Source organism: Sphingopyxis sp. OPL5, assembly GCF_003797775.2.
Classification (GTDB): Bacteria; Pseudomonadota; Alphaproteobacteria; order Sphingomonadales; family Sphingomonadaceae; genus Sphingopyxis.
On record NZ_CP060725.1, the window covers coordinates 1,393,552 to 1,418,684 of the forward strand.

23 protein-coding genes are annotated in these 25,133 nt (G+C 66.2%); 9 read left to right on the top strand and 14 right to left on the bottom strand.

All coding sequences use genetic code 11. The annotated features are described in order from the left end of the window. Positions 1-2: 2 nt before the first annotated feature. From EEB18_RS06700 to EEB18_RS06740, 9 genes are all read right to left on the bottom strand, one after another. On the bottom strand, positions 3-1,340 hold the full coding sequence (locus tag EEB18_RS06700; protein ID WP_187141079.1) for an amidohydrolase: 1,338 nt from the start codon (positions 1,338-1,340) through the stop codon (positions 3-5). A 22-nt stretch (positions 1,341-1,362) separates the two neighbouring features. Then, positions 1,363-2,760 (bottom strand): dihydrolipoyl dehydrogenase, encoded by a 1,398-nt coding sequence (lpdA, locus tag EEB18_RS06705; protein WP_187141080.1) that lies wholly within the window; start codon positions 2,758-2,760, stop codon positions 1,363-1,365. Further along, entirely contained in the window at positions 2,760-3,125 is a 366-nt protein-coding gene (locus tag EEB18_RS06710; protein WP_187141081.1) for a gamma-glutamylcyclotransferase family protein, read from the bottom strand. Before EEB18_RS06710 ends, lpdA begins: the two co-directional genes overlap by 1 nt. A 13-nt stretch (positions 3,126-3,138) precedes the next feature. Next, positions 3,139-4,383, bottom strand: coding sequence for a 2-oxoglutarate dehydrogenase complex dihydrolipoyllysine-residue succinyltransferase (odhB, locus tag EEB18_RS06715; RefSeq protein ID WP_187141082.1), 1,245 nt, complete (start codon positions 4,381-4,383; stop codon positions 3,139-3,141). A gap of 20 nt (positions 4,384-4,403) precedes the next feature. Continuing rightward, on the bottom strand, positions 4,404-7,223 hold the full coding sequence (locus EEB18_RS06720; RefSeq protein ID WP_187141083.1) for a 2-oxoglutarate dehydrogenase E1 component: 2,820 nt from the start codon (positions 7,221-7,223) through the stop codon (positions 4,404-4,406). A gap of 94 nt (positions 7,224-7,317) precedes the next feature. Beyond that, entirely contained in the window at positions 7,318-8,208 is an 891-nt protein-coding gene (gene sucD, locus EEB18_RS06725) for a succinate--CoA ligase subunit alpha (protein ID WP_187141084.1), read from the bottom strand. Positions 8,209-8,266: 58 nt separating this feature from the next. After that, a complete protein-coding gene (locus tag EEB18_RS06730; RefSeq protein WP_187141085.1) occupies positions 8,267-8,719 on the bottom strand; it encodes a hypothetical protein in 453 nt (150 codons plus the stop codon). A gap of 80 nt (positions 8,720-8,799) precedes the next feature. Beyond that, a complete protein-coding gene (mdh, locus tag EEB18_RS06735) occupies positions 8,800-9,762 on the bottom strand; it encodes a malate dehydrogenase (protein ID WP_037517804.1) in 963 nt (320 codons plus the stop codon). Positions 9,763-9,986: 224 nt separating this feature from the next. Further along, a complete protein-coding gene (locus EEB18_RS06740) occupies positions 9,987-11,498 on the bottom strand; it encodes a DUF4157 domain-containing protein (RefSeq protein WP_187141086.1) in 1,512 nt (503 codons plus the stop codon). Positions 11,499-11,707: 209 nt separating this feature from the next. Between EEB18_RS06740 and EEB18_RS06745 the strand changes: the two genes are divergently transcribed. Further along, positions 11,708-12,250: a phosphatase PAP2 family protein gene (locus EEB18_RS06745; protein WP_187141087.1), complete on the top strand. Its 543-nt coding sequence runs from the start codon at positions 11,708-11,710 to the stop codon at positions 12,248-12,250. 59 nt (positions 12,251-12,309) lie between these two features. Next, on the top strand, positions 12,310-13,353 hold the full coding sequence (locus EEB18_RS06750) for a polysaccharide deacetylase family protein (RefSeq protein WP_187141088.1): 1,044 nt from the start codon (positions 12,310-12,312) through the stop codon (positions 13,351-13,353). On the opposite strand, the gene zapE is transcribed toward EEB18_RS06750, so the two are convergent. The 3 genes from zapE to EEB18_RS06765 are packed head-to-tail and all read right to left on the bottom strand — an operon-like array spanning position 13,324 to position 15,709. Then, complete coding sequence (gene zapE, locus EEB18_RS06755) at positions 13,324-14,448, bottom strand: cell division protein ZapE (protein ID WP_187141089.1); 1,125 nt, start codon at positions 14,446-14,448, stop codon at positions 13,324-13,326. The genes EEB18_RS06750 and zapE overlap by 30 nt on opposite strands. After that, on the bottom strand, positions 14,445-14,930 hold the full coding sequence (locus EEB18_RS06760) for a PaaI family thioesterase (protein WP_187141090.1): 486 nt from the start codon (positions 14,928-14,930) through the stop codon (positions 14,445-14,447). The genes zapE and EEB18_RS06760 overlap by 4 nt, the downstream gene beginning before the upstream one ends. Further along, positions 14,927-15,709: a succinate dehydrogenase iron-sulfur subunit gene (locus tag EEB18_RS06765; RefSeq protein ID WP_056343647.1), complete on the bottom strand. Its 783-nt coding sequence runs from the start codon at positions 15,707-15,709 to the stop codon at positions 14,927-14,929. The genes EEB18_RS06760 and EEB18_RS06765 overlap by 4 nt, the downstream gene beginning before the upstream one ends. 124 nt (positions 15,710-15,833) lie before the next feature. On the opposite strand from EEB18_RS06765, the gene EEB18_RS06770 reads away from it, so the two are divergent. The 3 genes from EEB18_RS06770 to EEB18_RS06780 all read left to right on the top strand — a co-directional run bounded on the left by EEB18_RS06770 (position 15,834) and on the right by EEB18_RS06780 (position 18,888). After that, on the top strand, positions 15,834-17,363 hold the full coding sequence (locus EEB18_RS06770) for a lipopolysaccharide biosynthesis protein (RefSeq protein ID WP_187141091.1): 1,530 nt from the start codon (positions 15,834-15,836) through the stop codon (positions 17,361-17,363). A 90-nt stretch (positions 17,364-17,453) separates the two neighbouring features. Beyond that, complete coding sequence (locus tag EEB18_RS06775) at positions 17,454-18,194, top strand: methyltransferase family protein (RefSeq protein ID WP_187141092.1); 741 nt, start codon at positions 17,454-17,456, stop codon at positions 18,192-18,194. Positions 18,195-18,198: 4 nt separating this feature from the next. Further along, entirely contained in the window at positions 18,199-18,888 is a 690-nt protein-coding gene (locus EEB18_RS06780) for a hypothetical protein (protein WP_187141093.1), read from the top strand. 116 nt (positions 18,889-19,004) lie between these two features. Here the strand turns inward: EEB18_RS06780 and EEB18_RS06785 are convergent, their stop codons facing one another. Both EEB18_RS06785 and EEB18_RS06790 read right to left on the bottom strand, forming a co-directional pair. Next, a complete protein-coding gene (locus tag EEB18_RS06785; protein ID WP_187141094.1) occupies positions 19,005-19,775 on the bottom strand; it encodes a nucleotidyltransferase family protein in 771 nt (256 codons plus the stop codon). Further along, positions 19,772-20,686: an alpha/beta hydrolase gene (locus EEB18_RS06790; protein ID WP_262408150.1), complete on the bottom strand. Its 915-nt coding sequence runs from the start codon at positions 20,684-20,686 to the stop codon at positions 19,772-19,774. The genes EEB18_RS06785 and EEB18_RS06790 overlap by 4 nt, the downstream gene beginning before the upstream one ends. A 151-nt stretch (positions 20,687-20,837) precedes the next feature. Between EEB18_RS06790 and EEB18_RS06795 the strand changes: the two genes are divergently transcribed. The 4 genes from EEB18_RS06795 to EEB18_RS06810 all read left to right on the top strand — a co-directional run bounded on the left by EEB18_RS06795 (position 20,838) and on the right by EEB18_RS06810 (position 25,121). Continuing rightward, the gene (locus tag EEB18_RS06795) at positions 20,838-21,668 is read left to right on the top strand and encodes a diacylglycerol/lipid kinase family protein (protein ID WP_187141096.1); all 831 of its coding nucleotides are present in this window, start codon (positions 20,838-20,840) and stop codon (positions 21,666-21,668) included. Beyond that, on the top strand, positions 21,665-22,513 hold the full coding sequence (locus tag EEB18_RS06800) for a metallophosphoesterase family protein (protein WP_187141097.1): 849 nt from the start codon (positions 21,665-21,667) through the stop codon (positions 22,511-22,513). The genes EEB18_RS06795 and EEB18_RS06800 overlap by 4 nt, the downstream gene beginning before the upstream one ends. Positions 22,514-22,989: 476 nt before the next feature. Further along, a complete protein-coding gene (locus tag EEB18_RS06805) occupies positions 22,990-24,081 on the top strand; it encodes a hypothetical protein (protein WP_187141098.1) in 1,092 nt (363 codons plus the stop codon). Then, positions 24,078-25,121, top strand: coding sequence for a phosphotransferase family protein (locus EEB18_RS06810; RefSeq protein WP_187141099.1), 1,044 nt, complete (start codon positions 24,078-24,080; stop codon positions 25,119-25,121). The genes EEB18_RS06805 and EEB18_RS06810 overlap by 4 nt, the downstream gene beginning before the upstream one ends. Positions 25,122-25,133: the final 12 nt, after the last annotated feature.

Consider the following 25,133-nt stretch of genomic DNA (forward strand, 5'->3'; position numbering starts at 1 on the left):
CGCTATTTCGCGGCAGGGCGAACACCGCCGACGATCGAGAGCATGATCGCGGTCACCGCATTGCGAATCGCGGGCTCGGCGCGAGGCGCAAAGAAGGGCGAGTGATTGGTCGGCGCGGGTTCGCCCTTCGCCTTCAGGTCGGCGAGCACCGCAGGATCATAACCGCCGATGCCGAAAAACAGCGACGGCACGCCCGCGTCGACGAATTCCGAATAATCCTCGCTGCCTGACATCGGCGCCGCGCTCGCGGGGGCGAAGACGAGGCCTTTGCCGAACACCGGGGTCAGCGCCGCGACCGCGGCCTTGGCCATCGTCTCGTCGTTGGTGAGAATGCCGGTGCCGCTCAGGTAGCGGATCGTCGGTTCGGGCGCATTGCCCATCGCCGCCGCCGATCTCGCGACGCGCGCGGTGCCGTCCTGGAGCAGCTTGCGCACCTCGGGCGACTGCGAACGCAGATTGACCTTCACCTCGGCGCTGTCGGGGATGATGTTGGGCGCGCTGCCGGCGTTGATCGCGCCGATCGTCAGCACGCCAAAGGCGGCGGGATCCTTCTCGCGGCTGATCACCACCTGCGTATCGGTGACGAAGCGCGCGGCGATCGGAATGGGGTCGATCGTCGCCGCGGGCATCGATCCGTGCCCGCCGCGGCCGTGGAAGGTGATCGAATAGCTGTCGGAGGCCGACGACCCCGCGCCCGCCTTGATCGCGACGACACCCGACGGCAGGTTCGAGACATGCGCCGCAAAGCCGAAGTCGGGCTTGGGGAAACGCGTCAACAGCCCGTCATCCAGCATCGCGCGCGCGCCCTTGAGCGGTTCCTCGGCCGGTTGGCCGATCAGCACCGCCGTCCCCGACCAGCTGTCGCGCATCGCGCTCAGCGCCTGCGCGACGCCGATCAGATAGGCGACGTGCGTGTCATGGCCGCAGGCGTGCATCACGGGGACATCCCTGCCCTCATAGGTCGCGCGCGCCTTGCTCGACCAGGCCAGCCCGGTCTTTTCCTCCATCGGCAGCGCGTCCATGTCGGCACGCACGAGGAAGGTCGGCCCGTCGCCGTTCTTCAGCACCGCGACGACGCCGGTCCCGCCGACCTTCTCGGTCACGGTGAAGCCCGCCTTGCGGAGATGCTGGGCGAGGATCGCGGCGGTCCGCACCTCCTGCATCCCCAGTTCGGGATTGGCGTGCAAATCCTTGTAGACCGCCTCGAGAGCCGGATAATTTTTGTCGAGAAGCGCGGTCAGCCGCGCGTTCGCCGCAGCCATGTCAGGCGCCGCCTGAGCGCCCGCCGGGACCAGAAAGAGGGCGAGCGAAGCCGCTGCCCAGAGCCCATGCTTCGCCATCACTCTCTCCCCCAAATGCCTGTCAGATGTGGATCGGCTTGCCGGTCACCGCCATTGCCGCTTCCTTCACCGCTTCGCTGTGCGTCGGGTGGGCGTGACATGTGTAGGCGATGTCTTCCGACGTGGCGCCGAATTCCATCGCCTGCGCGGCCTGCGCGATCATCGTGCCCGCGACGCTGGCGATGATCCAGACGCCGAGCACGCGGTCGCTGTTCGCATCGGCGATCACCTTCACGAAACCGTCGGGTTCGTGGTTGGTCTTGGCGCGGCTGTTGCCCGCCATCGGGAATTTGCCGACCTTGACCTCGCCGCGCTCCTTCGCCTGCTCTTCGGTCAGGCCGACGCCGGCGATCTCGGGCATGGTATAGACGACCGAGGGGATGACGTCGTGGTTCACGATGCCGGTCAGCCCGGCGATATTCTCAGCGACCGCAATGCCTTCGTCCTCGGCCTTATGCGCGAGCATCGGGCCGGGGATAACGTCGCCGATCGCCCAGATACCAGGGACCTGCGTGCCGAAATCATGGTCGGTTTCGATCTGGCCGCGCGCGTTGACCGCGAGGCCCGCCTTGTCGAGGCCCAGCCCTTCGGTGTTCGGGCGGCGCCCGATCGATACCAGCACGACATCGGCCTCGAGCGTCTCGGCGTCACCACCAGCGGCGGGTTCGAGCGTCAGCACGGCCTTCTTGCCCTTGACCTCGGCCTTGGTGACCTTGGTCTTCAGCTTGAATTCGATGCCCTGCTTCTTGAAGATGCGGTTCGCGTCCTTGCGCACATCGGCGTCCATGCCGGGCAGGATCTGGTCGAGGAACTCGACGCAGGTGACTTTCGCGCCAAGCCGGCGCCAGACGCTGCCGAGTTCGAGTCCGATCACACCGCCGCCGATCACGACCATATGCTCGGGAACCTTCGCGAGTTCGAGCGCGCCGGTCGAATCGACGATGATCTGCTTTTCGTTATCGACCGCGACGCCGGGCAGCGGGGTGACCGACGATCCGGTGGCGATGACGATATTCTTGGCGCGGACCGTCTTGCCCGCGACCTCGACGCTGTCCTTGCCGGTGAACTGCGCATAGCCCTTCAGCCAGTCGACCTTGTTCTTCTTGAACAGGAATTCGATGCCGCCGGTCAGGCCCTTGACCGCGTCGATGCGCTGGCCGTGCATCGCGGGCAGGTTGAGCTTGGGGGTCACGTCGATCCCCATCTTCGCCATCGCGCCATTGGCGGCGGCGTCATAATATTCGGACGCGTGGAGCATCGCCTTCGACGGGATACAGCCGACATTGAGGCAGGTGCCGCCGAGCGTCTCGCGCCCTTCGGCGCACGCGGTCTTGAGGCCGAGCTGCGCCGCACGGATCGCCGCGACATAGCCGCCAGGGCCGGCACCAATGACAAGGACGTCGTAATCGTATTCAGCCATCATATACTCCATTGCAGGCCCGGTGCGGCGACATAGACCCAGGCGCTCTCGCCCGATTCCAGTGCGACGCGCTGCCGCTGATAGTCTTCGGCCTCATAGACATCGGCCGCTTCGAGTTCTTGTCTTGTAATCCAATATAGGGTGCCCGCGATCCGCTGCGAGCCTTCGCTGTCGGGAACGAGCACCGGATAGTGATTTTCGCCGCTTTTGCGGATCACCTCGGGGTCGGCGATCGCGATCCGTCCGAGGCAATACCCGGTCAGCGCGTCCGCCGTGCCGCTGAGCAACCGGCCGAACTGTTCGCGCTGCACGTCCGGATATTGGAGCGTGCCATAGGCGAACAAGGCTTCGGTGGCGTCGCGCATGCGGCGTTCCCTATTACAGGTCGATCAGCAGCCGCGTCGGATCCTCGATCGCTTCCTTGATCGTCTTCAGGAACGTCACCGCCTCGCGTCCGTCGATCAGGCGGTGGTCATAGCTCAGCGCCAGATACATCATCGGGCGCGCCACGATCTGGCCGTCGCGGACGACCGGACGTTCCTCGATGCGATGGAGACCAAGCACCGCCGACTGCGGCGGGTTGATGATCGGGGTCGACATCAGGCCGCCGAACACGCCGCCGTTCGAAATGGTAAAGGTGCCGCCGGTCATGTCGTCCATCGTCAGCGTGCCCTCCTTGGCGCGCTTGCCGAGGTCGGCGATCGCCTTTTCGATCTCGGCGAAGCTCAGGCTGTCGGCGTTGCGCACGACAGGCACGACGAGGCCGTTGGGCGCGCTCACCGCGACCGAGACGTCGAGGTAATCGAAATAGACGATCTCGTCGCCGTCGATGCGCGCGTTGACCGCCGGAATGTCGTGCGCCGCGAGCGCGACCGCTTTGGTGAAGAAGCTCATAAAGCCGAGGCGGACGCCATGCTTCTTTTCGAAGCTTTCGCGATATTTGTCGCGCGTCGCCATCACCGCCGACATGTCGACGTCGTTGAACGTCGTCAGCATCGCCGCGGTTTCCTGCGCCGACTTCAACCGCTTGGCGATCGTCTGGCGCATCCGAGTCATCTTGACGCGCTCTTCGCGGCGGCCGGGGGCACCCGATGCCGCGGGGGCGGCAGCGGCGGGCGGCGGCGCGGCCGCCGGAGCCTCGGGCGCATTATTGGCGGCGGCGAGCACATCTTCCTTGGTCAACCGGCCGTCCTTGCCGCTGCCTTTGATCTTGCTCGGGTCGACGCCATGCTCGAGCACCAGACGGCGCACCGCGGGCGACAGGGTGGTGACGCCGTCGCCGGTGTCTTCGCTCGCCGTCGCGGCGGGCGCGGGCGCTGCGGCTTCGGCCTTCGCGGCGGGAGCAGGCGCCGAAGCCGGCGCTGCGGGCGCCGCGGCCTTGCCGCTGCCAGCCTCGATCGTCGCGATCACCGCGCCGACGGCGACGGTGTCGCCCGCGGCCACCACCTGCTGCCCCATCACGCCCGCGACGGGCGAGGGTACCTCGACCGCGACCTTGTCGGTCTCGAGGCTCGCGATCGGCTCGTCGAGCGCGACCGCGTCACCCGGCTGCTTCAACCATTCGCCGACCGTCGCTTCGGTGACGCTTTCACCCAAGGTGGGGACTTTGACTTCGGTGCTCATCTTGCTTTCCTTTGGGGCGCTTATTTATTCTTGGTGCGGCGGATTTCGGCGCGAACGCTCAGGCCCAGCGCGTCGGCGACCAGCGCCGACTGCTCGGTCTGGTGACGACTCATCAGCCCGGTGGCGGGCGATGCCGCCGCGGCACGGCCGGCATAGCGCGGACGCATGCCCTTGTGCCCGGCGTTGGTCAGCGCTTCCTCGACGAACGACTCGACGAAGGACCAGCTGCCGTTATTGCGCGGCTCTTCCTGCGCCCACACCACTTCCTCGAGCTTCGGCATGCGTTTCAAACGCACGGCGAGCGGTTCACCCGGGAAGGGGTAGAGCTGTTCGATGCGGATCACCGTCGTATCGGTCTGGCCCGCGGCATCGCGCGCTTCGATCAGGTCGTAACCGACCTTGCCCGAACAGAGGATGACGCGTTTCACATCGCTATCGGCGGGCGGGGTGCGGTCCGACATGATGCGGCGGAAATGCGCGTCGCCGATGAAGTCCGAGCGCTGCGAGACCGCCAGCTTGTGGCGGAGCAGCGACTTGGGCGTCATGATGATCAGCGGCTTACGGAACGGGCGCAGCATCTGGCGGCGCAGGACGTGGAAATAGTTCGACGGGGTCGAAATATTGCACACCTGGATATTGTCGCCCGCGCACAGCTGCAGGAAGCGTTCGAGGCGCGCCGAGCTATGTTCGGGACCCTGCCCTTCATAGCCATGCGGCAACAGCATCACGAGGCCGTTGGCGCGCAGCCATTTGGCTTCGCCCGACGCGATGAACTGGTCGATCATGATCTGCGCGCCATTGGCGAAGTCGCCGAACTGCGCTTCCCAGAGCACGAGGCTCTTCGGATCGGCCATCGCATAGCCATATTCGAACCCGAGCACGCCATATTCGGAGAGCGGGCTGTCGAGCACCTCGAACCGGCCGTGCGGCACGGTGGTCAGCGGGACATATTTATTCTCGGTCTGCTGGTCGACCCAGACCGCGTGACGCTGGCTGAAGGTACCGCGGCCCGAATCCTGCCCCGACAGGCGCACCTGATAGCCCTCGCTGAGCAGCGTCCCGAACGCGAGCTGCTCGGCGGTCGCCCAGTCGAACACTTCCTTGTCGCTCTTGTCGGCGAACATCGCGCCCCGCGCGTCAATCACGCGGCGCAGCGTCTTGTGGACGTCGAGGTCGGCGGGGATCGTCGTCATGATCCGGCCGATCGAGTCGAACAATTTGTCGCTGACCCCGGTCGAGATGTTGCGGCGGGCGTTTTCGGGATCGGCGGGGGCGTGCAGCCCCGACCAGCGACCCGCGAACCAGTCGGCCTTGTTCGGCTTGTAGCTTTTCGCCGATTCGAAATCATCCTCAAGCCGCGCGACGAATTCGGCGCGGCGGGCGTCGGCCCAGCCGGCATCGATCACGCCCTCGGCTTCGAGTTTCGCCGCGCAAAGCTGCGACACCGGCGGGTGCTGGCGGATGACGGCATACATCAAAGGCTGGGTGAACGAAGGCTCGTCGCCCTCGTTATGGCCGAAACGGCGATAGCACCACATGTCGATCACGACGTCGCGCTTAAACTGCTGGCGGAAGTCGATCGCCAGCTTGCAGGCAAAGGTCACCGCCTCGGGATCGTCGCCGTTGACGTGCAGGATCGGCGCCATCACGCCCTTCGCGACGTCCGACGGATAGGGCGACGAGCGCGCATATTGCGGGCTGGTCGTGAAGCCGATCTGGTTGTTGACGATGAAGTGGATGCAGCCGCCGGTGTTGTAACCGCGGATGCCCGAGAAGCCGAGGCATTCCCAGACGATCCCCTGCCCCGCGAAGGCCGCGTCGCCGTGGATCAGCACGGGCAGCACCTGCTCATGCTTGGCAAGGTCGTCGCGCACCACCTGCTGCGCTCGCACCTTGCCGAGCACGACCGGGTCGGCGGCTTCGAGATGCGACGGGTTGGGAACCAGCGACATATGCACCGACGCACCGCCGAACTCGCGGTCGGTCGAGGTGCCGAGGTGATATTTGACGTCGCCCGACCCGCCGACATCGTCGGGGTTGGCACTGCCGCCGGAAAATTCGTGGAAGATCACCTTGTACGGCTTGGCCATCACGTTCGCGAGCATGTTCAGGCGGCCGCGGTGCGCCATACCGTAGACGATTTCCTTCACGCCATATTGGCCGCCATATTTGATGATGGCTTCCATCGCCGGAATCATCGATTCGCCGCCGTCGAGGCCGAAGCGCTTGGTGCCGACATATTTGCGCGCGAGGAATTTTTCCCATTCCTCGGCCTGGATCACCTTGTTCAGGATGGCGCGTTTGCCCTCGACCGAAAATTCGATGATCTTGTCGGCGCCTTCCATCCGTTCCTGCAGGAACTGGCGCTCCTCGATGTCGGCGATGTGCATATATTCGAGGCCGACATTGCCGCAATAATTCGCGCGCAAGATCGCCACGATCTCACGGATCGTCGCTTTTTCAAGGCCGAGCGCACCGCCGACGAAGATCGGCCGGTCCTGATCGGCGCCGACGAAACCATGATATTCGGGTGTCAGATCGGCGGGCAGCTCGCGCGTGCTGAGCCCCAGCGGATCGAGGTTCGCGGCGAGATGCCCGCGCACGCGATAGGTGCGGATCAGCATCATCGCGCGGATCGAATCATTCGCCGCGCGTTCGACTTCGGCATTCGACAGGGGCGCACCGGCCTTGGCGGCGGCGGCCTTCACTGCGACCTGCATCTGCTGCGGATCGAGCGCAGCGGTCAGGTCGTCGCTGTCGATCGGCGGCCAGTTCTTCGGCGCCCAGCTGGGGCCCGCCTGCGGCTCGTCGATGTCAAAGCTCTGTCGTTCGAGGTTCATGATCTTTTCCATTCCCTTGCGAGAAATGGCTCCGGGGAGAAGGGTTGGGAAGGGGATGCCCGCCGGAACCGTTTCGTTCCGGCGGGCGCGATACTCAGACGCGTTCTTTCAGCACTTCGACGAGCGTCGTGCCGAGTTCGGACGGGCTCGCCGACACGGTGATGCCCGCCGCTTCCATCGCCGCGATCTTGCTTTCGGCGTCGCCCTTGCCGCCCGACACGATCGCACCGGCGTGGCCCATGCGGCGGCCCGGAGGCGCGGTGCGGCCCGCGATAAAGCCGGCCATCGGCTTTTTGCGGCCGCGCTTGGCTTCGTCGATCAGGAATTGTGCCGCCTGCTCCTCGGCGTCGCCGCCGATTTCGCCGATCATGATGATCGACTTGGTCGCTTCGTCAGCGAGGAAGAGTTCGAGGACGTCGATGAAGTTGGTGCCGTTGACCGGGTCGCCACCGATGCCGACCGCGGTGGTCTGGCCAAGCCCGGCGTTGGTGGTCTGGAACACCGCTTCATAGGTCAGCGTGCCCGAGCGCGAGACGACGCCGACGCTGCCCTTCGAGAAGATGCTGCCGGGCATGATGCCGATCTTGCATTCGCCGGGGGTCAGCACGCCGGGGCAGTTCGGGCCGATCAGGCGTGATTTCGAGCCCGACAGCGCGCGCTTCACCTTGACCATGTCGAGCACCGGGATGCCCTCGGTGATCGCGACGATCAGCTCGATCTCGGCGTCGATCGCCTCGAGGATCGAGTCGGCGGCGAACGGCGGCGGCACATAGATGACCGACGCGGTCGCGCCGGTCGCGGCCTTGGCTTCTTCGACCGTGTTGAAGTTGGGCAGGCCGATATGCGTCGTACCGCCCTTGCCCGGCGTCACGCCGCCGACCATCTGCGTGCCATAGGCAAGCGCCTGTTCGGTGTGGAAGGTGCCGGTGGCACCGGTCATCCCTTGCGTGATGACCTTGGTATTCTTGTCGATGAGGATGGACATTACACAAACTACTCCTTGTTTCCTGATGCCGGCCATGCGGCGGCCAGGGGCATTTTACTCATCTCGACGGAACGGAAAGCGACATCACAGCCAGCGTCGCAATCGGCGATAGCTGCCCCTCCGAGAGCTGCACTTGAACTTCGAAGCGCCTGTTTCCTTCGACGATAGACGCGCTCGCGCTATCCTTCTCGATCCGGAATGGAACGTCTTTCAGGCCAGGGCTACTCGTTTTGATCGCTTCCACCAGCAACGACGGCGTCAGGTCATCCGCAACGCCCGAGGTCATCGAGCAGCCGAACACCGATTTTCCAAGCTGTTCCATCGAGGCCATGATCGGAAAGGCCATGAAACTGGCCTTCTTCGGCGTCGGCTTTCCCAACGGCCGAAAACCCCTTGCCGATCCATTCGCAGCCGCCTGCTGGAGCCCGATATCGCTACGGTTGGCGAAGCAAACTTCGTCAAAGGCAGCTGCCAGAGCATCAGGGGTGCCAGGTTTGAGCATGTCGCTCAAACTTGGCTCCGTGCTGGCCGATTGCGCGGCTGCCACCGTAGGCAAAGCGGCAATCGCCAACAGGAAGCTGCGAAGGGCTATCATGCGAGCGACGGATCCAGCGCCTTGCACGCGTCGAGCAGTTCCTTGACCGCGTCGACCGAGACCTGCAGCCCCGCCTTGTCGGCGTCGTCGAGTTCGATCTCGACGATCTTTTCGACGCCGCCAGCACCGATCAGCACCGGAACGCCGACGTACAGGCCGTCGAGACCGTACTGGCCATCGACATAGGCGGCGCAGGGCAGGATGCGCTTCTGGTCACCCAGATAGGCTTCGGCCATCGCGATGCCCGACGCGGCGGGCGCATAGAAGGCAGAACCGGTGCCGAGCAGCGCGACAATCTCGCCGCCGCCGCCGCGCGTGCGCTTGACGATCGCGTCGATCTTGTCCTGCGACGACAGGCCCATCTTGACGAGGTCGGGAACGGGAATGCCGTTGACGGTCGAGTAACGCACGACGGGAACCATCGTGTCGCCATGGCCGCCGAGGACGAAGGTGTTCACATCCTTCACCGACACATCGAACTCGTCAGCGATGAAGTGGCTGAACCGCGCCGAATCGAGCACGCCGGCCATGCCGACGACCTTGTTGTGCGGCAGACCCGAAAATTCGCGCAGCGCCCACACCATCGCGTCGAGCGGGTTGGTGATACAGATGACGAAAGCGTCGGGGGCGTTGGCCTTGATGCCTTCGCCGACGGCCTTCATGACCTTCAGGTTGATGCCGAGCAGGTCGTCGCGGCTCATGCCCGGCTTGCGGGCGACACCGGCGGTGACGATGATGACGTCGGCGCCGGCGATGTCGGCATAGTCGTTCGTGCCGGTGATCTTCGCGTCAAAGCCCGCGATCGGGCCGACCTGCGACAGGTCGAGCGCCTTGCCCTGCGGTACGCCTTCGACGACGTCGAACAGGACGACGTCGCCCAGTTCCTTCTGCGCCGCCAGCAACGCCAGCGTTCCGCCGATATTTCCGGCTCCGATCAAAGCGATTTTCTTGCGTCCCATGGCGCGCGGCACTCCCTTCGTGGCAAGCCCGGCAATGAAGCACAAAACCGGCTGGCACACGGGCCAAATCGCCGCGCCGGTCCCTAGACGGCGCCGCCCTACGCCGATTCCCTTAAGGAAACAACCGCGAAAAGCATGAAAATCAAAGATTAATTGCTAATAGTTCGCAATAGTGATAGAGGCCCATTTGCTCCGGCCTCCGGCATCGATCGCCAACGCCAAGGCTACCACAGATTGATCTTGGCTTTGATCATCAGCCGACCCAGTGCGGGGTCGTCGTTGACGAAATCCTTGAGGAAATTATGCTCGACGCCGATCGAGCCCAAGGCGTCGATGCGATAGTTCAGCCCATAACCCGCCGACAGGCCCGCGCCGAATTTATCGGCGCCGGGATTCATGTCGCCGAATGTCCCCATGCCCTCGGCATAGAGCGACGGCAGCCAGACGCGCTGCGGATCGAGCGACACCCCGACCCCGGCCCCGGCGATCTTGATCGGCCCGCCCAACTCGGTCTGGCCGACGCCATAGAGCCGCAATTTATGCCCCAGCATCGAATAAAATTGATGGCGATAGGATAGTTCGAACCCGAACGAGCCGGCGCCCGCCGCCTTCGGCGCCGTGGTCGCGGCGGTGGCGCTGGTCCCGATTTCCAGCGCATGGAGACGCATCCAGGCATCGAGCCCGTTGGGGCTTTCCCAGATCAGCCCAAAGCCGCCCCACGATCCCTGCCCCGCGGCGTCGAGCGTCTTGCGGACGAATTCGGTGCAGTTGAACTGGAACAGATTATATTTCGGCTTGGCCGCGCATATCCCCGAAGCATAGCTTTTCGCCGCGGCGAACTGGGCCGCGGTGAGCTCATAGCTTTGCGACGCGGTGATATGGTCGTCGTGCGCGGTGTCGGGATGATGAACGCAGCCTTCGACGTCGGCAAAGGGCTGGCTGGCATCGAAACCGGTCTGCGGCCAGAACCCATAGGTCCAGTAATTGCCGGTGTCGTCCTGCAGCCGCAACCAGGCGTGCCCGACGTTGGAGGTGAAGGGGATGAGCAGGAACGGCCCCTCCTTGTCGGCCATGATCGTCAGCGTATATTTGCCGGTCTTGGTCGCGATGCCATCTTCCATCGTGCAGTCCGACGCGCATTGATCGGCGGTGACGCGGCGCACGACGCGGCGCGCCTCGCCGCCCCCCTGCAGGACATGCGCCAGTTCGTGCGCCATCAGCCGCCGCCCATCGCCGGTCCCCGGCCGATATTCGCCGCGGGCAAAGGCGACGTCGCTGCCCAGCGTGAAGGCGCGCGCCTGGATCGATTGCGATGCGATGTCGGCGGCGGCCCCGTCATGGACGCGCACGCCCGACAGGTCGGCACCGAAGCGCGGCTCGAAAAACGCCCGTTCCGATGCCGGGAGCGGCGCCCCCGACCCGAGCGAGGCGATCGCCGATTGCGCCGCAGGGGTCGCGGGCGCCGACCCCGTGGCCGAGCCGCCGCTGGCCTCGCGCCGCACGACCGGCGCCGACGCCTCGCCGCGCGCTGGCGTCGCCGCGCGCATCACATGATCGGCGGCGGCATCGGCCTGTTGTTCGGCGGGGTCGTTCGCAGCGCCGATCGTCAGCGGTGCGTGCGACGGTACCCCCATAAGCGAAGCAAGCGGCGAACGCGCGCGCCGCGCCGGCGCCTGTTGCGGCGCGCCGGTGGCGGGCATAACACGGTTTTTGCGGCGGATCGCGCGTCGGTACATGGCAGTTCGCCTTCCAACTCCGGTCGGCGGCTTGTATCGGAATTCCCCCTTTTCGTCACCCCGATACAAGCCGGCCCGGCGAGAACCTAACCGCCTTCCCGGCGGGCCAATTGGACCAATCCGCCAAAAGCGGCGTACCGGAGCCGCAATTTTGGCCGCGGCCAATTCTGCGCTATGCATCGGTGCCATAACGGCACGAGGCGAGCGACATGATACGATCTGGACTGACCACCGCCGGTGCCGCGATCGCGCTGGCATGCGCGGCGCCCGCCCACGCCAGCGAAAAGGGCTGGGACGATGCCGGCACCGTCGCCAAGAATGCGCTCGTCGTCGCGGCCTTCGGCGTCCCGGCGGTGCAGGGCGACTGGGAGGGCGTGCTGGAAGCGGGTGGCAGCATCGGCGGCACGATCCTGATCACCCAAGGGTTGAAGGAGGCCTTTCCGTCGCGCCGCCCCGACGGCAGCGACAACAAGAGCTTCCCGTCGGGCCACACCTCGACCAGCTTCGCCGCCGCGGCGACGCTGCACAACCGCTACGGCTGGGAAGCCGGCCTGCCCGCCTATCTGGTCGCGTCCTTTGTCGGCCTCAGCCGTGTCGAAGCGAAGAAGCACCGCGTCGGCGACGTGCTCGTCGGCGCCGCGATCGGCACCGCGACCGGGCATCTGATCACCACCAAGGCGAACGACAACATCCACATCTTCCCCTGGGCCGATACCAAGAGCGCCGGGGTCGATGTGACGCTGCGCTTCTGAGGTCCGCCGCAACCCCCGGTTAACCCTCCCTTATCCCCCTGCCTGTTAGGCTCGCGGGGATGACGCGGGCTATCATCAGCTTCGACACCGAATTGTCGGCGGGCCTCTATCAACGGGGCGCCGATGCGCGTGCAAATTTCGAAAGCTCGATCCTCGGCCGTTGCCGCGACGGCGATTATGGCATCCACTTCCAGATGGACATGCTCGAACGCCATGGCCTGACCGGGGTCTATTTCGTCGATCCGATGCCGGCGCTCGTCTATGGGCCCGAAATCATCGACAGGATCGTCCAGCCGATCGTCGCGCGCGGGCACGAGGTTCAGCTTCACATCCACACCGAATGGCTCGAATTCGCGCGCTTCAACCCCATCGGGCGGCTCACCGGACGCAACATCGGCGACTTTCCCCTCGGCGCGCAGAAAAAGCTGATCGGCCTGGCCCGCGACATTCTCGTCGGCGCCGGCGCGCCCAAACCCACCGCCTTTCGTGCCGGCAATTTTGGCGCCAACGACGACACGCTGCGCGCCCTCGCGTCGCTCGGTTTCCGTTTCGACAGCAGCTTCAACGGGGCGTATCGCGATCATGGCTGCGCCATTTCGCTAGACCCGGGCAACCTCGCGGTCCGCGCGCATGAAGGCATATGCGAAGTCCCGGTCAGCGGGTTGATGGACCGCGTGGGCCGTTTCCGTCCCGCCCAACTCTGCGCGATGTCCGAAGAAGAGATGCGCGATGCCCTGGGTCATAGCGCGGCAAGCGGCGCCATCCAGTTCTCGGCCTTCAGCCACAGCTTTGAACTTCTGAGCCGCGACCGCGCGGTGCCCAACGGACTCGCCATCGCGCGAATGGAGGCGCTGTGCCGCGCCGTCGCCGAGGATCCCCGCGTCACCAGCGGGGGTTTCGCGACATTGCCCGCCCCGCCCTCGCGCCCGGCGCGGATCGGCATCGCCGCGCCCAAGCCGCTGCGCACCCTGCGCCGTATCATCGAACAGGGCGTCGGCCATGTCGTCCACGAGGTCCGCTATGTCCGCGACCTGATCGCGGTGACGGTCAACTCCTCGCGCTGGGGCAAGGTGCTAGGCGGCGTCTTCCTGGCCGTGGCCTAAGGCCAGATAGTCGTCGGACTGCATTTCCGACAACCGGCTCGCGGTGCGTTCGAACTCGAACGCCCCGTCGCCCGCGACATAGAGCGCATCGGGCATCGCCGCCGCACTCGCGAGCAGCTTGACCTTATATTCGTAGAGCGCGTCGACAAGCGTCACGAAGCGCGCCGCCTCGTTGCGATTCTCGGGTCCCATGCGCGGGATGCCGACGATGATGACGGTGTGGAAATGCCGCGCGACCGCCAGATAGTCGGACGCGCCGCGTGCTTCGCTGCACAGGCGCTTGAACGAAAAGACCGCGACCCCCTTCAGCGCCTTGGGGACATGGAGGATGCGCCCGCCGCCGAGGTCGAGGTCGAGCGTCGGCACATGCGCCCGATCCTCGGGCGGATAGTCGGTCAGGCGAAAAAAGGCCGCCGACAGCGCCGCGCTCGCGGCATCGTCGGCGGGCACGAACCAGCGCGCCCCGTCGCCAAGCCGGTCACGGCGATAATCGGTCGGGCCGTTCAGCCCCATCACGTCGAGCTTCGCCTCGACCAGCGCGATGAAGGGCAGGAAATGCTCACGGTTGAGCCCGTCCTTGTAGAGGTCCTTGGGCGGCCGGTTCGAGGTCGCGACGACGGTGACACCGCGATCGATCAAGGCGGTGAACAGGCGCGACAATATCATCGCATCGGCGCTGTTGTTCACCACCATTTCGTCGAAGGCGAGGCAGCGAACGTCGGCGACGAGCGCGTCGGCGACGAGCGGGATCGGATCGCCCGCCTCGCTTTTGCGCACCTCGCGCATCCGCGCATGGACGTCGATCATGAAGGCGTGGAAATGGACGCGCCGTTTACGCTGGATGGTCAGCTGGTCGTAGAACAGGTCCATCAGCATCGACTTGCCGCGCCCGACCGCACCCCACAGATAGACGCCGCGCGGCGCTTCGGGCTTGCGGCCGGTGAGGCGCCAGAGCAGGCTGCCGCGCGGCGGCACCGCTTCCAGTTCCTTTTGCAGGCGGTCGAGCCGTTCGGCCCCGGCCCGCTGCTCGGGGTCGGGCCGCAACTCGCCGCCCGCGACCAGCGCATCATAGGCCGCGAGCACGCCCGTCGTCATTTGCTCGCCTTGCGGATCGTCCCCGCAAAGGTCAGCACGATGTGGCTGTCGCCCTCGCCCTGGACCACGAGTCCGCGCAGGAAGATCAGCCGGCCAGTCTCGCGCACCAGTTCGACCACGGCGTCGAGCGGCTCGCCGAGTCGGCCGGCGCCGACGAACTGCGTCGACAGGTCGAGCGTCACCGAATGGCCGGCGTTGAGCGACCCGAACTGGTGCGACGCCGCGAACAGCGCGATGTCGACGAGCGCGAGCGTGACCGCACCATGGACATTGTCGCCGAGGTTGCTGTGCTTGCGCTCCGGGATCATCCGCACCCGCGCCTGCGGGCGGCCGTCGGGCGTGTTCGGCTCGACACGCACCGATAGCGGTTCGATGAAGCTGTTGAAGCGGCTCGCGTCCTTGAGGTTCCAGCTCAGCCAGCCGTCGCCCTCGTCCTCGGCGCTAAAGCTATAGCGGCGAGGTTCCTCGATCCCGTCGTTCACACCTGCCGCTCGGCCTCGAGCTTCTTGATCTCGGCGATCGCGCGTGCCGGACTCAACCCCTTGGGGCAGGCGTTCGAGCAGTTCATGATCGTGTGGCAGCGATAGAGGCGGAAGGGATCTTCCAACTCGTCGAGGCGCTCGCCGGTCATTTCGTCGCGGCTGTCGGCGAGCCAGCGATACGCCTGGAGCAGGATCGCGGGGCCAAGGAACTTGTCGCTGTTCCACCAATAGCTCGGGCAGCTCGTCGAGCAGCAGGCGCACAGGATGCATTCGTACAGCCCGTCGAGCTTCTCGCGCTCGGCGGGCGACTGCAGCCGCTCCTTGCCACTCGGCGTCGTCGTCTTGGTCTTCAGCCAGGGCTCGATCGAATTATATTGCGCATAAAAATGGGTGAAATCGGGGACAAGGTCCTTGATCACTTCCATATGCGGCAGCGGGGTGATCTTGATATCGCCCTTCAGATCCTCGATCGCGGTGGTGCAGGCGAGGCCGTTCTTGCCATTCATGTTCATCGAACAGCTGCCGCAAATGCCTTCGCGGCACGAGCGGCGGAAGGTCAGCGTCGAGTCCTGCTCGCTCTTCATCTTGATCAGCGCGTCGAGCACCATCGGGCCACACTTGTCGAGATCGATCTCGAAATTGTCGAAATGCGGGTTCTCGCCCTTGTCGGGGTCGTAGCGATAGACCTTGAATTTCCGGACTTTGGCCGCGCCTTCGGCTTTGTGGGTCTGGCCGCCCTTCTGGATGCGGCTGTTCTTCGGAAGGCGAAATTCGGCCATGTCGCTGGCTCCCCTGATGCAGTCGGGGTCGGACTAGACCCGATTAATCGCGACGACAAGGGGTGACGGACGCAAAAGCGAAACCCGCTGGCGGGGCCGCGCGCGAGCGGCTACTGGCGCCACGATGAGCGACGACACGCCCGCCCCCGCCGTTACCAGCCGCAGCGTCGCGAAGGGGCTCGGCACCACCGTGCTCGCGCGCCTCGGCGCGGTGGTCGAGATCGTCGCGCAGCCGCTTTATGTGCTGATGTTCGGGCTCGCGGGTTACGGCCTCTATGCCGTGCTGTGGGCGACGATCAACCTGCTCGAAAATCTCTTCGACCTCGGCATGACCAGCGCGATGCAGCGCACCGTGCCGCAATCGGCGAGCGATGCCGATGCCGCCGCGGCGCTGCGCACCGCGATGCTGTTCGGGGTCGGGCCGTGCCTGATCGTCGCGGCACTGATCGCCGTCTTCGCCGCCGACCTCGCACCCTTCCTCAACGTCGCGGCGAAGGACCGGCCGCTCGTCGTGCCCGCGATCCAGCTCTTCATCTGGGCGCTGCCGCTCTGGGCGTTCGTCGAGATCGCGACCAGCGCGATGCGCGCACGCATGGTGTTCGGCGCCGAGATCCGCCTCCGCATCGTGTGGGAACAGATCATGCGACTGGTGTTCGCGAGCGCCTTCTTCGCCGGCGGCCTCGGCCTGAAAGGCCTGTTCATCGCGCATCTCTGCTCGCTTGGCATCACCGCGATCCTCTGCGTCCGCCTGCTGCGGCGCTATTACAACTTCGGCGAATTGCTCCACGGCGGACGCGGCGGCGAGACCGCGAAAAACACCTTCTGGGCCGGGCTGTCGATCCTGCCGTCGAACGTCATCGCGCGGCTGTTCGGCGACGCCCCGGCGCTGGTGCTCAACCTGATCCTGCCCGGCGCGGCGGGCGCCGCGGCCGCCGCGCTGTTCACCATCGCGCGCAAGCTCTCGAGCGTCGTCCAACTCGTCCGCATCGCCTTCGTCTATGTGATGGCGCCGCTGGCAGCCAGCGCCGAGCGCGAGGACCGCGCGCAGGTGACCGACATCTATGCCTATGCGACGCGGCTGATCATGGCGATCGCGCTCCCGCTCGCGGCCATCCTCGCTGCGGGCAGCGCGCCTTTGCTCAGCCTGTTCGGGCATGAGGCAAAGGTCGCGCAGGCTGCGCTGGTCATCCTGCTCTTCGCGCGCGCCGCCGAGGCGGTGCTCGGCATCTCGCTGCCGGTGCTGCAGGTCGTCGCGGCGTTCCGCCACCAACTCACCGCGGCCATCGTCGGGGTGATCGTCGCCGTCGGCGCGGGCTGGCTGATCGTCGGGCATATGGATGCGCTGACCGGCGTGACGCTCGCCATGTCGATCGGCCTCGTCGTGATGGGCGGCATCCCGATGCTCCAGCTCGCGATCAACGAAAAGCTCCATCCGTTCGACCACCAGTTCGCCGGCGTCGCGCTGCGCGGCATCGCGATCACCCTCGTCGCGGGCGCCGCCGCTTGGCTCGCCGGGCGCCTGCCCGACGCGATCGCGCTGCCGCTGATCGTGCTGCTCGCGGTCGCAGCGATCTGGCTGTCGCTGCGCTTCGCCCTGCCCCACGCCGACCGCGCCTCGCTCGGCAAGACGGCGCGCAAGCTGCGCCTCGTCTGAAATATTCGGTCTTATTTTAGCCGCAAAAATCGCTAGAGACGTCCCACCTTATTCTGACGCCGCGCGTGTGCGGCCAACAGGCGGATCCAAATGTACCAGCAAGAACTCGCCCGCAGCGGCAAGCGCCTCTTCTTCATTCGCGGCACCTATATCTACATCACCATCGCCATCTCGGTGCTGATCGCCTGGTGCAGCAAGGATTGGGGTCCGTTCCAGACCGCCTTCGGCGACTGCGCGTGGTTCTGGCTGTCGCTCGGTATCGCCAGCGCCGGCGCGATCGTCCGCATCTTCACCAGCGGCTGGGCCGCGCTCGGCACCTCGGGCCGCGCCAAGGTCGCCGCCGAAGCCAGCGAACTCAACACCACCGGCCCCTACAGCCTCGTGCGCAACCCGCTTTATGTCGGCCGCATCCTGAACTTTACCGGCATCGCGATGCTGTCGGGCAGCTGGGTGTTCGGCGCGATCGTCTTCCTGCTTGGCATCCTGATCTACGAGCGCATCTCGATCTACGAAGAAGAATATCTGCGTGAGAAGTTCGGCGCGGCGCACGCCGAATGGGCGAAGGACGTTCCCGCATTGCTCCCGCGCTTTCACGGCTGGATAAAGCCCAAATACCCCTTCTGGTGGAAGCGGATGATCTGGCGCGAACAGAATAAATTGTTCCTGCTCGCAACGACGGTGTTCCTGACCTGGTTCGCGCGGCTCGACTTCAACTTCGACGCGCTGACTGCTCAGCAGTGGACCTGGGTCTATGCCTTCGGCGCGCTCGTCGTCGTCCGCTTCATCATCGGCGGGCTCAAGATGATCGGTTTCTTCAAGGAACTGAGCTGATCTTATGGGGAGCGATCTCGCTCCCCTGATCGCAGTCGTCGGCAGCGACGGGTCGGGCAAGTCGACCCTGTCGGCGGACCTGCTCGCGCATATCCAAAAGACCCGCGCGGCGGAGTCGGGCTATCTCGGGCTAGGCTCGGGCGAGCAGGGCCGCCGCATCGGGCGCTGGCCGATCATCGGCCCGCCGCTGCACCGCTTCCTCGACGGCATCGCCGATCGCTTGCGCGAACCCGGCGAGCCGATCCCCGGATATCTCGCCGCGCGCTATGCGCTGAACAAGTCGAAGAAACGCCGCGCCAAATTCGACGCGCTGCTCGACCAGCGCCGCGCGGGCAAGGTGATCGTCACCGACCGCTATCCGCAGCTTGAAGTCCCCGGCCTCCACGACGGCCCGATCCTCGCCGGCCGCGCGACCACGCCGCGCCTCGCCACGATGCAGGCAGAGGAGCGCGCGCTTTATGCCGAGATGGCGGCCTACAAGCCGACCCTCGTCGTCCGCCTGCACGTCGATGTCGACACGGTGATGCTGCGCAAGCCCGACCACGACCGCGCGCTGATCACGCGCAAGGTCGAAACGGTGCCGCTGCTGACGTTCAATGGCGCGCCGATTGTCGATATCGACGCGACGATTCCTTATACGGAGGAACTGGCGATCGCGATTGCGGCGGTGGACAAGGCGTTGGCCGAGGCCTGAAACTCCCCCTTCGTCATTGCGAGGAGCGAAGCGACGCGGCAATCCAGAGTCCGCGTAAACCGCCCTGGATTGCTTCGCTTCGCTCGCAATGACGAGATGTTGGAACGTCAGGTCGTTTACACTCGCCCCGCCATGATCGCCTCGATCAGCTCGATATCGACCGGCTTGTCGGCATCGATGCACGCCTCGGGGTCGCTCATCGGCACCACCGTCGCCTTCAGCCCGAAGCGCAGCCCCGCACGCGCCACCCCCTGCTGGATCGTGAACAGCCGCAGCAGCGCGCCGATCAGCAACCACGGGCCGAACGCAGCAATGATCCTCAACCCCTTTTTGCGGTCGCGCTCGATCCGTCCCCAGAAGTCGAGCAGCGGCAAGACCCGCCGCCCGCGCAGCCGGAACATGTTCGCCCCCGACCACCAGCCGCCGCGAAATTTCAGCCAGGTCCGCTGCGACTGCGGATAGCGCGCGAGCAGCACATCGCGCTCGACCATCGCCACCGCGACGTCGCTGCCTTCGGCGCCATCGAGGAACTCGGCGATCATCGCGGGCGTCAGCAACACATTGTCGGCGGTCGTCACCAGCAGCGGATCGTCGCCCGGTGGCAGCGCCGCGGCGAGCGAACTGCTGATCCCCTGCCCCGAATCCGAAAAATGCAGGTCGGCGAGCCCCGCCAGCCCCGGCTCGGCGGCGAGTTCGGCGCTGTTCTGCGCCAGGATGGTGATCGGCCCGACCAGCGGCGACGCGCGCAGCGCCCGCACGACATGCACCAGCATCGCCTGCCCCGCGATCCGCAGCAATGCCTTGGTCGACACCCCCGTGCCGCTGAGCAGCGGGTCGGGGCCGGGCCGGCTGCCCGCCATCACGATCGCCGGAATCTTGATGGTCATTGCGCCGCCGTCACCCGCCGCGCGGTCGCGCCGCGCAGGAAATCGGTCGCCTCGGCCAGGATCGGCCCCTTGTACGACAGCGGCCCGGTGAGCGCCATGACGAGGTCGTTGTGGCTAAGTCCGTCATAGGTCCGAAGCTCCACCGATCCGCCGACCTTCTCCATCGCCGCCGCCAGATGCTGGCTGTTGCGCACGCGCACGACGGTATCGGCGGTGCCATGGCCGAGCCACAAGGGCGGCGCATCGGCGCGGACGAAGGCGATCGGCTGGGTGCGCGCGACCGGGCGAATATCGCCCATCGCGACATCGGCGCGACCGCCCTTCTCGAAGGGGAGGAAATCATAGGGTCCGGCGAGCGCCGCGACGCCGCGAATATGCGACGCGTCGCTGCCCGCCGCCTTCATCCATTGCGGGTCGAGCGCCAGCATCACCGCATTATAGGCGCCCGCCGAATGCCCCGACAGCGCGATCCGGCCCGCGTCGCCGCCATAATCGCCGATATGCTTCTCGGTCCACGCCACCGCCGCCGCACTGTCCTGCAGGAAGTCGGGCCAATGCCCCTCGGGCACGATCCGGTAATCGGGAATGACGACGATGAAGCCCTGCTTCGCGAACGCCCGCCCGGCAAAGCCATAATCGTCGCGCTGGCCGCTGTACCAGCCGCCGCCATAGAGCCAGACGATCACCGGCAGCCGGTCGCTCTTCTTCGTTCCCGTCGGCACCCAGATGTTGAGCTTGTTACGCTCACCGCTGCCATAGGGCTGGCCCGCGACCTGCAAGGTCGCGCCATCACCGTCGCCGAGCAGCCGGTCGCCGAGGTTGAGCGACTTGGCGCCGCCGCCAACGATCAGCCGCGTGCCGCCGCCGAACAGCAGGATCAACAGGCCCACCACTATCAGGATCTTGATCAAACGCCGCTGTCCCTTGACTGGCTCACCCGACATAGGCCCGCTCTCCACCAAGCCGCACGTCGGGCCGTCCCGCGCCCTACAAGGGCGGGCGTCGCCGAACAAGCGCCCAACACCGCCGCGACCTTTTGCGCGTTCGTGCGTAGGATGGCCGATGACCACAGCCTTCTCCCGCCCCGCCCTCGTCTGCAACACCCGGAGCGGCAGCCACGACGAAACAATGCGCGTCGCGATCGAAGAGGCCTGCCGCGCCGCCGGCGCGCCGCTCGCCGCGACCTTCGCGCTGCCCGATGCCTCGCTGCCCGATGCGCAGATGCTGCGCGCGCAAGATATCGACCTGCTGCTCGTGTGGACCGGCGACGGCACGATCAACGCCGCCGCGGCGCAGGTCGAGGGATGGCGCGGCGCGATCCTGCCGCTACCCGGCGGCACGCTGAACCTGCTTTCGAAGCAATTGCACGGCGACCGCCCCGCACCCGACATCCTGATCGACGCGCTCGGCGGGAAAGGGCGCCGGCGACCGATCCCGATCATCCGCTCGGCGACCAAGCAAGCTTTCATTACCGTCGTCGCGGGACCCGCGACGCGCTGGGCCACGGTGCGCGAAACGATGCGGCAGGACGGCGTGATCGAGGCCAGCCGCGCCGCGCCCGACGCGCTCGACACGATGCTTAACGCCCCCGGGGTCGGCGTCGTGGGGCACACCAAGACCTATCCGGCCGTCATTCTGACCCCGACCGAAAAGGGCATCGCCGCCGACGGCATCTTAACCGAGGGCACCGGAGACGTGCTGCGTCACGGACTCGCCTGGCTCGGCGGCGATTTCCGCGACGGCCCTAGCGAGCCGATCGCGACCGCCGAGACGATCCTGCTCGAAAGCGCAGCTCCGATCAGCCTCGAATATGACGGTGAGCTCAGCGAAATACCCTCCCCCGCGCGCTTCGCGCTCGGGATGAGCGCGGTCGACTTCCTCACCACAGCATGACCCGCTTGTTTCACATCAGCGACCTGCATTTCGGACTGGAGGATCGCGCCGCGCTCGCCTGGTTCGCGGATTGCGTGAAATCGGAACGGCCCGATGCGGTGCTGGTCACCGGCGATCTGACGATGCGCGCACGGTCCCGCGAATTCGCCGCCGCCTGCGACTGGATCGAACGGCTCGACGTGCCGGTGACCGTCGAAGTCGGCAATCACGACCTGCCCTATTTCAATCCCTTCGCGCGCTTTTTCTGGCCCTACGCCCGCATCCGGCGCATCGAACGGCTTGTCGAACGCGAGCTCGAACTTGAAGGCGTCGCGGTCGTGCCGCTCAAGACCACCGCGCGCGCGCAATGGCGGCTCGACTGGTCGAAGGGCTGGGTGACGCGCGCCGCGCTCGACAAGACGATGGCGGCGATCGACGCGCTGCCGCGCGGCACGACGGTCTTCATCACCGCGCATCACCCGCTGGTCGAGGCCGGGACGCGCGGCCGCGCGCTGACCCGCGGCGGCGAGACCGCGCTCCGTGCGCTCGCCTCGCGCGGCGTCGCGGCGGTGCTGACCGGCCATGTCCACGACGCCTTCGACCTGGTGCGCGAGACCCCCGACGGCCCGATCCGCATGATCGGCGCCGGAACGCTGTCGCAGCGCATCCGTTCGACCCCGCCGAGCTTCAACGAGCTGACCATCGCGGACGGGACCATCGGCGTGCGCGTGCGCAACCTCGAAAAAATACCCACCCCCGACATGCAGATCGACGACGTCCCGCCCGACGCCCTGCCACCGCGCGACCCGGCCGAACCGGTCGCCCCCGTCGGCGCTGTGCCGCCGGTCGATCCCCCGGTGCATTGAAGAGCGACCCCGACTGTCGATTTTGGGTGGGAAGCGGACGTTGCTTAAATCCTCCCTGTCGCGCAGCGATGGGGAGGTGGCAGCGGCGAAGCCGCTGACGGAGGGGCCGACGCCGTCAGGCGTCGCGCAAGCTTTCGGTCCCTCCACCACGCCCTTCGGGCGCGGTCCCCCTCCCCATGGCTTCGCCACAGGGAGGATTTCATGTCCGCTTCCCGCCCGAAACCCGCCATCGCCCGATGCCGCAAAAACCGCTTTCCTAAAAAACATCGCCATGATCTATTCTTCGGGATGGCCATGTCGCTTGCCTCGTCGAATGCAGGTTTCAAGCCCGGCCCATATTACCGGCTTAAAGCGACAAAGGAGAAAGTTCGGACGCGTCCGTCCGTGTCCTTTGTGTCCTTAAGACCCAAACCAGCCCCTTCCCATCCCGCAGGCGCCGCGATAGGTTGCAACAAAAAACGGGATGAGGATGAACCATGCTGACCAAAGGCGATGATTTTCCGCTGCACCAGACATGCGAGCCGGTGGCCTTCGCGGGCACCGATCGCAATTTCTACGACCGCTATTTCTTCAACGGCTACAGCCCCGACGGATCGGTCTTTTTCGCCGCCGCCATGGGCTTCTATCCGCAGCTCGGCATCGTCGATGCGGCCTTTTGCGTCGTCGTCGACGGCGTCCAGCACAACCTCCGTGCTAGCCGGCGGTCGTCGGGCGAAAGGCTCGATCTTTCGGTCGGACCGGTCGCGATTTCGATCGACGCCCCGCTCGAACGTGTCACGCTGAGCATCGCACCCAATGACGGCCCGCTCGCCGCCGAGCTGACCTTTACCGGCCGCCATTTCCCGATCGAGGAGCCGCGCTTCATCCGCCGCAACGGCACCCGCCTGTTCATGGACTATACGCGCATGACGCAGAACGGCCGCTGGGCCGGCTGGCTGTCGGTCGATGGCCTGCGCGTCTCCGTCGACGACGGCTGGACCGGCACCCGCGACCGCAGCTGGGGTATCCGCCCGGTCGGCGCGTCCGAACCGCAACCGCCGCCGCAGGGCAACTTCAACCAGTTCTTCTGGCTGTGGACGCCGTGCAATTTCGACCATGCCTCGCTCTTCTTCCACAGCAATGACGATGGTGAAGGCAACCCATGGAACCGCCGCGCGGTGATCGTCGGCGACAATGGCGGCGAGACCCATTTCGACGCCGCCGCCTTCGCGCTCGACTGGCAGGCGGGCAGCCGCCGGGTCGCCGCGCAGCGCACCGAACTCGGCGGCGGTCGCTCACTGACCCTCGCCCCGACCGGCCCGGTCTTCGCGATGAGCGGCCTCGGCTACACCCATCCCGTCTGGGGTCACGGCTTCGACCACGGCCCTGATCTTGCCGTCGCGCACGACAGCATGGCGGAGGGCGAGCGCGGCTGGGGCAATCCGCTCGCGATGCATATCCAGGCGCTCGTCACCGCCGAACTCGTCGACGGCAGCACCGCGCATCGCGGGGTCGGTGTCCTCGAACAGCTCTTTGTCGGCCCGCACGCCCCGACCGGCCTCGCCGGGCTGATGGATCCCGCCGCATGAGCTTCCCGACTTCGCCGGAGGCGATGTCGCCCGCATGGATCGCGGAGAAATTGGGGCAGGCCCCGGGCGCGCTGCGCGGCTTTACCGCGAGCAAGGTCGGCACCGGGCAGATGTGCGATAGCTTTCGCCTGACGCTCGACTGGGCCGACGGCGTCGACGCGCCGGCAACGATCATCGCCAAATGCCCGAGCCGTGACGAGGCGAGCCGCAACATCGCCAAGCTGACCGGCACCTATATCAAGGAGGTCAGCTGGTACCGCGACCTCGCCGCGACCAGCGGCGTGCCAGCGCCGGCCTGCTATTTCCACGCGATCGAGGATGACGAGGTCGAATTCGTCCTGCTCCTCTCCGACCTCGCCCCCGCGGCGCAGGGCGACCAGCTCGCCGGCCGCGACCTCGCGGGACTGGTGCCCTGCATCGACGCGGTGGCAAAGCTCCATGCCCATCTGTGGAACGCTCCTGGCCTCGCCGACATGTCCTGGCTCGCGCGCGACAATAGCGGCCTGATTCGCGCGATGTTCCCGCAGCTCTATCTCGGCTTTCGCGAGCGTTATGCCGAACGCCTGGCGCCCGAGGTGCTCGATCTCGGTGCGGGGATCGTCGACCGGCTCGACGCCTATTTGTCCCGCGAACCCGCGGCGCGCAGCCTCGCCCATGGCGACCTCCGGATCGACAACATCCTTTTCAGTCCGGACGGCGACGCCTGCTGGCTCGTCGACTGGCAGACGCTCGGCCGCGGCAGCGGCGCCACCGACCTCGCCTACCTCGTCGGCACCAGCATCGCCGACCCGTTCGAGCGTGCCGCCGCCGACCGCCCGGCGTTCGACCATTGGATCGCGGCGTTGAAAGCCGAAGGCGTCGATCCCGACGCGGGTGCGCTATGGATCGACTATCGTCTCGGCGCGCTCAGCGGTTATTTCATGGCAGTCTTCGCGTCGATGAGCGTCGAGCGCACGACGCGCGGCGACGAAATGTTCGCGGTGATGGCCGAACGCCCGGCGCGGCAGGCGCTGGCGCTCGGCAGTCTCGATCTGCTTTGACGCGAAAAGTCC